At 27.6% G+C, this 13,692-nt stretch carries 11 protein-coding genes and 1 pseudogene; all 12 read right to left on the bottom strand.

Annotation, left to right across the window (positions count from 1 at the left end):
* Positions 1 to 10: 10 nt before the first annotated feature.
* Complete coding sequence (locus BS62_RS06895; protein ID WP_496490523.1) at positions 11 to 967, bottom strand: tetratricopeptide repeat protein; 957 nt, start codon at positions 965 to 967, stop codon at positions 11 to 13.
* A 25-nt stretch (positions 968 to 992) separates the two neighbouring features.
* Positions 993 to 1,466: a hypothetical protein gene (locus BS62_RS06890; RefSeq protein ID WP_496490522.1), complete on the bottom strand. Its 474-nt coding sequence runs from the start codon at positions 1,464 to 1,466 to the stop codon at positions 993 to 995.
* 176 nt (positions 1,467 to 1,642) lie between these two features.
* The gene (locus tag BS62_RS06885) at positions 1,643 to 2,233 is read right to left on the bottom strand and encodes a hypothetical protein (RefSeq protein WP_496490521.1); all 591 of its coding nucleotides are present in this window, start codon (positions 2,231 to 2,233) and stop codon (positions 1,643 to 1,645) included.
* 89 nt (positions 2,234 to 2,322) lie between these two features.
* Positions 2,323 to 4,545 carry a DUF3427 domain-containing protein gene (locus BS62_RS06880; protein WP_496490614.1) on the bottom strand — a complete coding sequence of 741 codons (2,223 nt, stop codon included), beginning with the start codon at positions 4,543 to 4,545 and terminating at the stop codon, positions 2,323 to 2,325.
* A 120-nt stretch (positions 4,546 to 4,665) separates the two neighbouring features.
* A pseudogene (locus BS62_RS06875) lies at positions 4,666 to 4,824 on the bottom strand (restriction endonuclease PLD domain-containing protein); the annotation flags it as partial.
* A 15-nt stretch (positions 4,825 to 4,839) separates the two neighbouring features.
* Complete coding sequence (locus BS62_RS06870) at positions 4,840 to 5,487, bottom strand: phospholipase D-like domain-containing protein (RefSeq protein WP_496490520.1); 648 nt, start codon at positions 5,485 to 5,487, stop codon at positions 4,840 to 4,842.
* A gap of 102 nt (positions 5,488 to 5,589) precedes the next feature.
* Positions 5,590 to 6,258: an RloB family protein gene (locus tag BS62_RS06865; protein WP_496490519.1), complete on the bottom strand. Its 669-nt coding sequence runs from the start codon at positions 6,256 to 6,258 to the stop codon at positions 5,590 to 5,592.
* A 1-nt stretch (position 6,259) separates the two neighbouring features.
* Complete coding sequence (locus BS62_RS06860) at positions 6,260 to 7,540, bottom strand: AAA family ATPase (protein ID WP_496490518.1); 1,281 nt, start codon at positions 7,538 to 7,540, stop codon at positions 6,260 to 6,262.
* A 199-nt stretch (positions 7,541 to 7,739) separates the two neighbouring features.
* Positions 7,740 to 8,990 (bottom strand): McrC family protein, encoded by a 1,251-nt coding sequence (locus BS62_RS06855; RefSeq protein WP_496490517.1) that lies wholly within the window; start codon positions 8,988 to 8,990, stop codon positions 7,740 to 7,742.
* Complete coding sequence (locus BS62_RS06850) at positions 8,980 to 11,268, bottom strand: McrB family protein (RefSeq protein ID WP_496490516.1); 2,289 nt, start codon at positions 11,266 to 11,268, stop codon at positions 8,980 to 8,982. The genes BS62_RS06855 and BS62_RS06850 overlap by 11 nt, the downstream gene beginning before the upstream one ends.
* A gap of 131 nt (positions 11,269 to 11,399) precedes the next feature.
* Positions 11,400 to 12,143, bottom strand: a complete 744-nt coding sequence (locus BS62_RS06845; RefSeq protein ID WP_496490515.1) for a nuclease-related domain-containing protein — start codon at positions 12,141 to 12,143, stop codon at positions 11,400 to 11,402.
* Positions 12,144 to 12,900: 757 nt separating this feature from the next.
* Positions 12,901 to 13,641, bottom strand: a complete 741-nt coding sequence (locus BS62_RS06840; RefSeq protein ID WP_496490514.1) for a nuclease-related domain-containing protein — start codon at positions 13,639 to 13,641, stop codon at positions 12,901 to 12,903.
* Positions 13,642 to 13,692: the final 51 nt, after the last annotated feature.

The following is a 13,692-nucleotide window of genomic DNA, read 5'->3' as shown; positions in this document are numbered from 1 at the left end:
TGATATCCTTTTAAAGTAACTTTCTTTTATAGTAAATTGAATCCTCATCATTTGGATAAATAGCTAAATATCTATCAAAATACTCTAGTGCCTTTTTATAATTCCCGTCCATTCCATAGCACAACCCTATATTAAAAATAGAGTCAGTATATTCTTTATTACACTCTAAAGCTTTTTCGAAAACATCAATGGCTAGATCATATAAGCCTAAATCAAGCAGAACATTTCCTTTGCAGTTATATGCATATTCATTATTTGGTTCTAAGTTCAATCCTCTATTTATGTATTCTAGCGCATCTCTATTTCTATTTTCATCTGATAATTCATATGCTTTATCTATGTAATCACTACAACCATCTAACTCTTTAGTAGTTGATCTATTTAAAGTTTCTTCTGTTACTACAAAATTGCACTTTTTCCTATTATATTTATCTATATAATCTATAACTTCATCTACAAATGGTTTTGCCTCTTTTTTCTCTGCATACCAAATATTAGACCTTCCCATTCCCACTTTATCTGCACTTTTATTAGCCCTTGGCATTATAAAACTTCTATCTCCTGGCATAAGAAGTATACTATCTTCTGCCTTAGCTTTTATTCTATAATATACTGTTGACCTTGTGTCATCTAATGTGTTAAATGATTGGAACTCCCTATAAACTAAAGCATTTTTATACCAACCGATTATTCTACTATTTTCTTCATTGTCCTTTTTTGCCACCCAAACTACGAGCACATTTTCTGCCTTATCTGCATATTTATCTACACCTTCGATTCTTTCTATATGCATATTTCCTTCTGATCCTGTACCACCATAGTAGTATCCATTTCTATTTTGAAACGTAAATTCTTCAATTCCATAACCGTTCTCTTTTACAAATTTCCCACCGTTTTCAAGTAAATCCGTTTCAGTTTGACCATTATAATGATTCATCCACCCTATATTACAAAATAAAATTCTCACATTTACACTCCCTTAATAATATTTTCTATATTTTAATTCCTACAGTTGTTCCATTGCTATCACGAACTAATTTCATTAGATAATCTCCTAAATCTTTTCCTACCTCAAATAAGTATCCTTGATTTCCTTTACCTGCTTTTGTAAATGGAGAATATTTGCTCGGACATAATTTTAAAATGTCATCTATGTAATTATTTATAACAACAGTATTTTCTAAAGTGTTATATTCTACATTTATTAACCATCCTTCTTTTTCCCACAAATTTATACTATCTAAAGCTATAGGTCTATCGTTATTAATACTCTTGCTTTTAGCAATGTTAACCGATACTAAATTTCTCTTGTACATACTAAAAATAATATCTCCTTCGTTAACTTTAGTCATATTTGACCAGTGATATATCTTTTTACCTGAAGCAGTTCTCTTTGGAGCCCATAAATATCCACCATTTTTTTCTTCATCATATGTTTTATTTTGAAAAACTATAAAATAGTTCACTAAAAATCCACCTCTTATCTTCTCTAGATCTTAAATATATTATAAAGCATCATAATATTTAAATACAACAAGTTAAGTTTATGAATAATTATAAACCAAATCATATCGACTATTATAAAGATAGAATCTTTTCAAAACATTAAGCACCTGTTTAATTTAAACAGGTGCTTTTAAAATTAGAGAAAAATTACTGAGTTTACAGCATCTCTTATACTTCCATAGTTAGCTCTAATAGGATTTAAATTTAATAATGGCTTTAAACTTATAGTCTTTTGACTTCCTAGTCTTTTATTAATTGTTTCTGTATCTAAAACATAAAATTCCCACTGATCTAAGTTCAAAGGATCTACAGTATCTTTATCTTTGTGTGATAGTAAACAAAATACATATACATCAGATTGTCTTTTGATCTCATTGTCCATCTTATTATCTTTACTATCCCATCCTTGAGTTGGTCTAATATCAAATTTTATAGAAGAAAGTTTGTTTTGTTTCCAAGACTGAAGATATGCTGAAGACTTAACCTCTATTTTAATACCATCTTCAGTTATTAAATCATAAGCATCCCATTCTATTCTATTTTCAGATAATATTCCTAAATCACTTGCAACTAAAAACTCTGCAAAAACACCTCTCATTGTATTATTTAGTATATCTGAACAATTCCAACGCCAAAAATCCTTTAGCTTTATATCCAAATCTAAATCTTCAGTATACAAACATTCTTCCCCTGTCTTCTTAATAGGTTTAATTGCTTCTAAACTCAAATTTATCCCCCCAGAATGTATAGTTATTTACATAACCTTAATTATGGTAACATACCCCCCGTCACTGGCAGTGACGTGGTGTAATATTGTTATAATATATTCTTATTAGCCTTAGGTACAAACATAGGCGGCATATCTTCTTTTAACTTCCATACAAAACTTACAGGCTTATTTCCTTCATGACTTACATACTCACAACTTCCTAAGAATATAAAAGGAGAAGTATATCCATTTTGCTTCTTATATTCCCTAACAAATAAAGCTATTCTATTTCCTGTTCTTCTATGATTTATATATCTTATTCCAGTATCACTTTCTTGAGATACCTTGCTTTGACTTTGCCAGTGAAATAACCTTTCATTTATAGCATAGTCCTCATATAGAGTTGAAGGAGAAAAATCTTTTTCCGACTTATTCAAAGTCACAAAGAAAATATCTGTTTTCTTATCTTTAAAATACTTTACCCCTTCTCTAAAAGATGGAGCCTCATTTTCATTATAGTACCCAAAAGATCCTAATATTTGAGAAGTAGAATAACTACAATGAACATCTAGTGGACAATCAAAGTCAAAATCATTATCTATATTTAAGAAGTCTATATTATCATAATTAAACTTAAGTATATCTAATATCTCTTCCCTAATTTCCTTAGTTTCTAATATCTTATCTAAGCCGTCATCAATACTTGCAAAACCTTCTTTACCTGGTTCATAGTTATATAGCGAGTAATAAAACATAGATAACATAAGCTTTTCTTTGTTGCTCATTATAATCATTTCTTTGCCGTAGTTTTCAATATATCTTATTAAAAACTCAATATACTTAATAGAATTTATATAAAACAAATTTGGTAACTTCTTTGCAATAAATTTTTCATTTTCACAAACAAAGTCTTCTAACAATCCACCATCTACCATCATCCTTCTAAAAGTTCTATCTCCACTTTTTCCATAGAAGTCGTATATAGATAAGTTATAGTACTTTAAGAAGTTTTTTAAATTTAATTCTAATCCACTGTCTTCTTTAAAATACTTCATCTTATTAATAAGATTTATCTTTGTATTAGAAGCTTCCTTAATATTTCTTAATACATATTCCTTTGCTACTTTTTCAAGTTCTATAAAACACCCTTTAGGCAAATTAAAAAATCCATTTTCTAAATAATATCTAATAGACTTATTTGTTTTTCCTATAAGAGCTCTAAACCTATCTTCAAAGCTATAATTCTTATGTGCTTGTCCAACAAAGTCCAAAACAGTAAGACACTCTTTGCCATCACTTAATCTTAGACCTCTTCCTAACTGTTGTAAAAACACAGTTAAACTCTCTGTTGGCCTTAGAAATAATATAGTATTTACCTCTGGAATATCTATACCTTCATTGTATAAATCAACAACAAATATAAACTTAATATCACCATTAACAAGTTTTGATTTTGCTTCATTTCTAATATCTTTATTTACATCTGCATATAAAGCTAATGATGGTATATTTTGTTTGTTAAAATAATCAGCCATATACTTTGCATGTTCTACACTAACACAAAACCCAAGTCCCTTAACTTCATCTATATCAGTTACATATTTGTATATACTTTTTATAATTTGATTTGATCTTATATCATTTTGTGTATAAACATTTTCTAACTCTTTTATATCGTATCCTTTTCTACTGTACTTTAGCTTTGATAAATCTACAGTATCACTTACACAAAAATACTGAAATGGGCTTAAAAGTTTTCTATCAATGGCTTCAGTAAGTCTCATCTCTGCTGCAATAGCACCATCAAAATATTCTAATACATTTCCTCCATCCATTCTCTCTGGAGTAGCTGTAAGACCTAGTAATACTTTAGGCTTATAATAACTTAGTAATTTTTGATAAGACGTTGCACATGCATGGTGAAATTCATCTATTATTATAAAATCATAAAAATCATCAGATGTTTTTTCGTAAAGCTTATTACTGTTAAAACTTTGGATACTTACAAATAAATTATCAATAGAACTTGGAGTACTTCCTCCTACTAATAAATCTCCAAAATTAAAATCCTTTAGTATAGCTCTAAAAGTATCTCTACTTTGTTTTAGTATTTCTTCTCTATGTGCTACAAATAAAAGTCTTGAAGATCTATTATTATTTTTAAATCTTTTGTAATCAAAGGCAGATATAACAGTTTTTCCTACTCCTGTAGCTGCAACTAATAAATTTTTATTTCTATTAAAAACTTCTCTTTCTACTTGTAGCTTTTCAAGTAATTCTTTTTGATAATTATAAGGATTAATATCAAAGTTAAAGTTAAAATCGTTTATATCATTTTGCTTTTGTTTGTTTAATGCATTTCTTAAGCTTTCTTTATGATTTTCATTTTGAATATCAAATGTTTTAAACTCACTGTCGTTCCAATAACTTTCAAAGGTAGCTTCAAACTTTCTTATAATATCGTATGAGTCTTTTTCCGTTACTTTTATATTCCATTCAAGTCCTGATGTTAAAGCTGGATTTGATAAGTTAGATGATCCTATGTAAGCAGTAGTAAATCCAGTTTCCCTTTTGAACATATATGCCTTTGCATGAAGTCTTGTTCTATCAACATCGTATGATACTTATATCTCTGTATTTTGTAATTTGCTAAGTTCTATTATTGCTTTATAATCTGTAGCTTCCATATATGAAGTAGTTATAACTCTTAGCTTTCCCTTTCTGTTTTCTGTTAGATCTTTTAACTCTTCTATAATACATCTTAGTCCGCTCCACTTTATAAAAGAGACTAGCATGTCCACTGAATCACATGAGTTAATTTCTTTTTTTATTTCACTTAACATATCAGGTTCATAATGTGATCCTGTAAACAATGAACTTTGTGATATAGAGCTTATAGGTTTTATTATTTTTTCTTTTTTTATACTTCTTATGTTGTTTAGTTTTGAGTAAATTGAAGTTAGTACTTCTCCTTCATCACATATTTTAAGTAAGTTAAATTCTTCTTCATCTAGGTTGTCGCTTAATATTGAAATAATATCATTGCAAGTTTTGATTTGTGAAATTAAAGCTTCTTTATCATCAGTTTTACTTTCTCTTATGTATTTAAGTGCTTTTCTTGTTACATTTGAAATATAGTTAGAAAGTATTTTTCTTGCCTCTTCTACGTCTATGTTTTCTTTTGTTATTATAAAAGAATTTTCATCTATGTTATTTAGTTCGTCTTTTAGTTTTGTATTTATTATCTCTTCGTATATCCCTTGTTTTAGCATATTTCACCCCATATATTATGATTCTCTACCTAAAAAATCCCTCTTCATAAATTTATGCTAAACTTAATGTAGAGGGATTCTTATATAGGTTTATTCTTGATTCTAAATTTCCATTAGTATTTTTTCTACTAATTTATGGACAGTTGTATATGGATTCATTTTACCAATTTGTTCCTCAATTTTATAATCAGCTTTAATATACTTTTTCTCTAAATTTTTAGCGTTATCTATAGCATTTCTAACACTTTCTCCATTACCAATTATTTTTCTGATAATTCCAGGTGAAGCCTTCTGTTTACTTGTATACCTAGTAATCTCTAGTGCTTCTCTTAACCTTTTAATAACTTCAGATTTCTTTAATTGTTTATCTACTATTTCGAAATGCATCAATAACCAAGTTTCAAATAATAAATTTGTGAGTAGCAGTATAAAAGAGTGTTCTGATTCATTCATATCGTTAATCACAGCTTGAATATCAGAAGGGTCATCACAATCGAATATAAGATATTTTTCATATGTAGAATACTTAGAAGCATTATTTCCTTGTTGTAAGAAATCATTTGCAGTATTTAATACCGTCCTAGCATTACCATGTGCTGGAACAAATTCTATCTCAATATGAGAGTATTTAATTTTATTACCATCAATTATTTTAGCAAAGTAATCAAAATAGTTATATTCTGTTTTCCCTTCGCAAAATAATATTATTTTACCTAGGTACTGCTTTTTTGTACCTACAGTCCTCTTTAGATTTGGATTTAATCTAGCCATATTATTCACCACTCTCTGACTCTAGCGAATATTGAACAATTGGAATTGCTCCGTACTTTCCTTTAAAATAGTCCTTATTGAAAGTTGCATCTTGTCTTACATCTAAGTCTGCAAGTGTATAAAGAGTTGATGCTCCCATTTTATCTTTATCAACAAAAGCTACTTCATCTCTTCTAAACTGATCTTTATTCATTATAGATATATCATGAGTAGTAAAAATTAATTGAGCATTATTAATATTTAGACCTGATTGGAACATATCGACTATAAACTTTGTTAGTAATGGATGCAGTCTTGAAGATAATTCATCCACTATAAAAACTCCTCCGCCCTCCATAATTTTAAGAATTTCTTGAATAAACGATATGAATCGTAATGTACCCAAAGATTCATAGCTTAAGTCAAATGCTTCTTCTCCTATAATTGCTCCTTTAGAATCATAAATATTATGCACGGCTCTTGGTATAAGCTGTTTCTCTTCTTTACCAGTACGTTTATTAGTACGAATTTCTTCATCAATAATAATTTCTTTTATACCTACATCTATTTTTCTAACATATTCAGAAACCTTTTTTCTGAAATCTTCATTTTCAATAAGATCTTTACGTAATCCTACACCACCTGTACTGCCTTTTATTGTTGTCTCCAATATTAATTCAAAATGAATATTAAAATTAGCCTCAAAATACTCTTTAAAACTATCAATTTTGTTTCGAATATCATTATTCGTTGCAAAATAGTCAAGAATAGATAAGTACAAACGATCTTCTCTTAATTTATTGTATTCTTTTAATATATCTACATAGTTTTTACCAAATATAAGGTCTAAACTTCCTTTTTGTCTTTCAAAAACTTCTTCATTATTAATAAGCAACCACTCAGAACAGATCCTAGAATCTTCAATTGAATAGCCGTATTGAAATAAATCCCCATTGTGATTAAAAATTATTTCAAACTCTATTTCTTTATCTAATGGCTTTGATAGCAAGAATGGTCTTATATTTATCTGTCTTGTTTCAACCTCTGATTCATTTATAAAATCTTCATCTGCTTTCCCACTAAAAAATTGACTAAACATAAATTTTTCAAAACTTGATAGTGCACTTATTAAGTTGGATTTACCGCTTGCATTTGCTCCAAATATAGCAATTGTTTTTAATAATTCAAATTCTCCGCATTTAAATGTATGGTTTAGGTGTTCCCTATAAGTTGTTTTTCTAAGGTCCAATATAACATCATCTTTAAAAGAGGTAAAATTTTTAGCTCTAAACATAATTAACATAAAACACCCTCCTTCCTACCTATTTTAATTATATGCATAGTTCTTTTGTATATCAATTATTTTTCGATTTTTTCGTAAAATTTATTCTGTTTTTTCAAAATACAACTTCGAAAGCTATTATTATTAAATTTATTTTAGATATTTTCGTACTTTTATAATAATAATTTTTTTGTACACTTATCAATTTTTTCATCGTAACTTATATTATTTTTCTCAAGTCCTCTATAGTGTTACTTAAATTATCTAATCTAACACTTTTAATCTCTATATATTTATCTTCAAAAGGTGGTGATAACTGCCATATTGGATAAGTAATATCTTCATTAACACATGGATAAAGTAAAATACATCTTTTAGATTTTTCATATGCTGTTACATAAGCATACATCTGATATATATCCCCTTGAACGTAATTTAATCTATCGTTATATTCAATTACCTTCCACTTTGTATCAATAATAATTTGATAATCTTCTTTGTAGTCATTAAGAACTATATCCGGTTTAAGCTTAATGTTTTTCCTATTAGAATTTATATTATTTAAAAGATATTTACCTTCATCTTGTAAAGATGTACTTCTGTTTTCATCATTCCAAATCATAGATATTATATTTCCTATATACTGCTCATAAAGTGTATTCATTTCAAACAACATTGAAAAGCCTTCATCTTTTCCTTTTGTGTTCTCCATAGACATATTAAGTATTATAAGCTTTGCAAAACTATAAGAATCTTTAAATCTATTATTTTGCCTATTAAACTTAAATGACAAAACTTGCTCCTTATTTATATGCCTATAACCTACATCTCCAAAGAATAAAAGTAGCCTTTTGATATCATTTAATATAAAATCATTTCTAACCTTTTTTAAAACACATAAAGTTGCAGCTTTAAATACACTATTTAAAAAGTTATCTTCCGTATAATTATCATACCTACAAAATGCCCTAGTTTTATTGACATAGTTGTTTTTAACATGCTCCTTAAGAAGTAACTTACCTTTTAAACTATTTAAATTATCTTCTTCATGTACATATTCAAAATACATACCTCTTTGTAATTCTTTAATTAAAGAATTTTTATAAAACTTAGCTATTATATCTATTAAACTACAATCTCTTAGATTAACATCTAAGGTATCAGTTATCTTAATAGGTAATTCACCACATTTTGAAAGCATAAACAAAAGCATTTCTCTATCTTTACTTATATCATTAGATAAAGATATTTTAGGAAGAATTTCTATTGTAACTTCACCTAGAGCTATTATACCTACATAGTTTATAAACCTTATTTTATTGTATTTTACTTCTATTACTTCTTTATCACTGTAATGAATACTAAGGTATTTTATAAGAGATTCATATTCCTTATTTGAAAGTTCATCATCTTTATCTCCAATATATATCCAATCAAAGGATTCTCTAATACATATATACTTATCCTTCATATATATTTTTCAACTCCCCAGCACCTATGCTAGGTTTTATATGATATTTTGTTTTGCTGTTAAATCCATAAGAAAAATCCCTAGATTTAAATAAGCTTTCAGCTCTTATTTCTTCTTTGTAAATAATATATTCATCTTCTTCACTTTTACCAATTCCACCTAAAATAAGGCCTATCTTTTCCCAATCGTCATAGAAATACTCTTGAAGCAGTGGTATTATCTTATTTTTAAATACTGTATATATGTCTTCTACACTTTTTACATTTTTCAAATAAGCATGTCCTATCATATGATCTCTGTCGTATAAAAACTCTATTCTTTTGTTTATAATACCTAGCATTTTTTCCATATCTATATCATCAATAGTATCTAATAGACTTTCATCTGGCATCATTTCAATAAAGTTAAATCTTCTTCTTAGTGCAATATCCATAAGAGCAATAGATCTATCTGCAGTATTCATTGTTCCTATTATATATAAATTTGGAGGTAGTGAAAATTCTTCCTTAGTATAAGTTAACTTTAATATAACTTGATTGTTCTTAGTTATTCTCTTGTCTTCTTCCAGTAAAGTAAGTAATTCACCAAATATCTTTGATATATTCCCTCTATTTATTTCATCAATTATTAGAACATATTTATCTGATTTATTGAAGTTAAAGATGTTTTTATTTCTTAAGTTCTTTAAAACAACATCTTTTCTTTGTTTTTTAAGTTCCTCAATAGATAAATCCTTGCTTATACCTAGCTTTTCTTCTTTTTTTAGACCAGAATAAGAAGCTTTAAATGCTATTTCCTTTAATATCCCATCTTCACATACAAAATTTCCACTTCCATCTGATTTTAACCCTTCAATAAATTCCTCATATCCATATGACTGATGGAAAGTACAAAATGCTATTTGACCATTTTCTATTAACTTATTAAATTCATCTATTGTTTTTTCTCTATCTTTTTCATCATCTGAATTTATAAGATCTTTATATAAATTCTTATCTATTATTTCAAGAGCTTTATTTACAACATTATAAGTTTTACCAGTACCTGGAGGCCCATATAGTATTATGTTTTTATCAAACTTTTCTTCTATAACAACATCTTCTTTAATAATTTCTTTAATGTCTACTTCTTTCTTTGTGTTTTTGAATATAATAGAGATTAAATCTTTGCTTTTTACTTGAGTAAGAGTTTGCATATAATTTATACCTTCATGCTCAACTACATCAAGATTTGTCCATTCAATAGGTAGTGTATGTCCTAAGTCTTCATCAAATACATATCCTTCAATAGGACTTTGTTTAACTATACCAATAGCTGATACTTTCATTACCGATATTTTTCCCTTGGGTCCTTTTGTGAAACTTGATTTTAAAGCTATATAGTCTCCTTCTTTTATTTGAAGGAAGTTTCTTATAGCTTTTCTACCAGCACTTTCAACATTTCTTTCTTCTAGTAGATTTTCTAAAGCTTCTTTGTCATCAATATAATCACTTAAATCTTCTCTAAAAAATCCTATACCAAATACATTTTTAGATTTAAATTCTTCTAGTTTTGATCCTTCGTCTTGATAAGAATATCCCGCTGCCCAGTATTTAGTTTCTGGAACTGATACTTTATATAAAAGCGCAATAAAGGTTCCCATTTCAGTATAATTCCAACTTTTAAAAACATCGTATTCTTTAAGCTTTATATATATGTAATAGTTTAGAGCTACTAGATTTTCTGAGTTTACAGGTGTTATATCCTCTAGTTCTAAATCTTTTCCAAGTGGAACAAGCCATCCTGATGATACTGCACTAAAGAATTTCTCCGGTACATATATGCAAAGTATTTTTAGTAAAACCATGTTCCACATAGGTATATTTAATTCTATTATTTCTTCTATTTTATCTTCTTTTGCAAGTATTATTGCTTTGTATATTTTTTCTCTTAAAGTATTAAATTCTCTTTCTAGTTCTTCACCTTCTAAGATTTTTTTATTTTTACCTGAGCCTGTGCAGTAGTCTCCATTTGCATCCATGTATATATAAAACTTTGATGCATTACCTCCACCAATTCCAGCTAATATTTTTCCGAATTCTAGTAGATATATAAAGGTATCTTTATAGTTATTAGGATATTGCTTACTATTTACAGAGTATTGTTCTAGAGTCATATTTTTTATAGTTTCAAGTGGAAACTTATTTATAAACCTAAGTCTATCTTCTTCATCTTTTTTTATTTTTTCTTCTGTTATGCTGAATTGTTTTGCTTTTTCTATAAGTTCATTTATATTCATGTTAACCCCCTTATATCATTACTTCTTTATTACATTTATTTACATAATTTAATTATATCCCCATACCTTTAATGTAGTCATACATAAATTTATACCGTACTCGTTTTGAGTACGGTATAAATAATGCACATCTAACTACTCTGTTTCTCTTTAAGATACTTTATATGATTATTTTTAATATCCTCTGAAACCTTTGTATGCTTTTCTAATTTACTATATATATCCTTCAGTTGTTCTCCTGTTATAACCATCTCACCATGTCTAAGTAATTTATATATAGTTATCATTGCTTCTGAAGATTTAATAAATACTATATCCTTATTTTCTATATTGATTTTATCTGTATTACATTTATCATCAAATACTATTATAGATTTAAATACATTGTCATCTTCAATTTGTAAATATTCTTTTAGATGCTTAATATGGTATTTGTTTTGTATTATAGGATTTAAAAACTTATAGGGTTTGCTTTTTATGTACTGTGTCCACTGCTTACTTTTTTCCATTCCATATATAGTTCCTGAGTAATTCTTATTTTCAAAAACATATATACCTGTTCCATGTATAAGTACAATATCAATTTCTGTTGTTTCTCCATCTGATTTAGGAATATATACATTTGTTAATATTGGAGTTTCTATTTTATTAAGTTCATTAAACAATTTGTATTCTCCTGTATAACCTTTGTTGTATTTCATTTCTTCATAAGATACTCCAGATACCCTTTTGTAATCACTCTTATTATATTCTGATATTATAGCTTTTCTTTTTAAGAAAATACCTACTATTACTAGTATAAATATTAAAGGTGACATCACATATATAAAAGGTGACATAATTAATAATAAAAGTAAAATTAATACTATTTTCATACCCATTCCTCCGTTGTATAACTACTAAAACCCATATAATCTTATTATATCTGTTTTTCTTTATATTTCCAATAAATTACAATGAACCTATATCTCTATATAATTTTAATTATGGTAACATATTCACGGGGTAACTGCCAGTGACGTAGTGAATACTATTCATTATAATATATTCTTACCAACCTTAATTATGGTAATATACCCCCGTCACTGCCAGTGACGTGGAGTATGTTATTACAATATATTCTTATTAGACTTAGGTACAAACATAGGAGGCATATCTTCTTTTAGTTACTTACAGGCTTGTTTCCCTCATGACTTACATACTCACAACTTCCTAAGAATATAAAAGGAGAATTTTATTGAATTTCTAATTTTTATTTTAAGCTTAGACACCACTATTGATACACTATATATACCTTATACATACACTATCGATACTCATAAAGGCTAAATATTCTTTTACTAAAGCACTTATGCCACGGGGTAACTGCCAGTGACGTAGTGTTCTACCCCTAGGTCGTGAAACGCGACCCCCTCTTTTAGACAATAATTAGTTGGTTGATGTACGTTCTATTATAGGGGTTCTAATTTTCATTTTAAGCTTGGGCACCACTATATATACACTATGGATACCCATAAAAACTAAATATGATTTTACTAAGCACTCATGCTACGGGGTAACAAAACGTTACGGGGACCTCTTCAATTATGCAAACAAGACCCCTAGTGAACAAAATGTTCATTAGGGGTCTTGTTAATTACATTCTATAATATCTCTTATATGTTTTTCTTTAACTTCTGAACTAGCATTTATATATTTATTTAAATTAAAGCTAATATCTTCAATTTCATTTTCGTTTAAATTTATAGTGGTCTTTTCTACAATAGAGTTTAATGTGTTCTCCAACTCATTAATACCTATAACTTTTAAGTTATCTTCATCTATTCTAATATTATTTATATTTGCTGTATCCCCAAATACTATTATTGAATAAATATTTGTATCACATAGTCCATATTTACCTAGATTTATACTATTCTTAAAGTATTTTATATGGTTCTTATTTTGAATAACAGGATTATGAAATTCAAATTTTTTAAACTTATTTAATTCTTGAATCCATTTCTTATCATTCTTATCTCCAGTTATTGTTCCTGAATAATTTTTAACCTCAACAATAAAAATACATTTCTCGTGCACTATTATTAAATCAACTTCTGTAGTTTTTTCTCCATCTCTAGGTAGGTATACGCTATTGAATAATTTATATTTTCCCTGTAATTTACGTTTAGCAATATTGTAAGCTTCATACTCTCCTAGCGACCCTTTATCCTTATATATTTCCCATAAAGACTTTCCTACAGAATCCCTAAATTCTTTTGAGTCTGCCATTTCTCTTTTTGTACTTATTACGTTTGTTATTATGCTTAATATTATTACTATTGCAATTGCAATAATCATAAGAAACACAATTATACCTTTATACTCATCCATTAATTAAACCTCTCTTATCTATTGTTTTTATAGAGTTTTGACAATAGTTTA

It is taken from the genome of Sporacetigenium mesophilum DSM 16796 (genome assembly GCF_059569055.1).
Note: the sequence above shows the minus strand (reverse complement) of the source record. Positions and strands in the feature narration are given on the sequence as shown.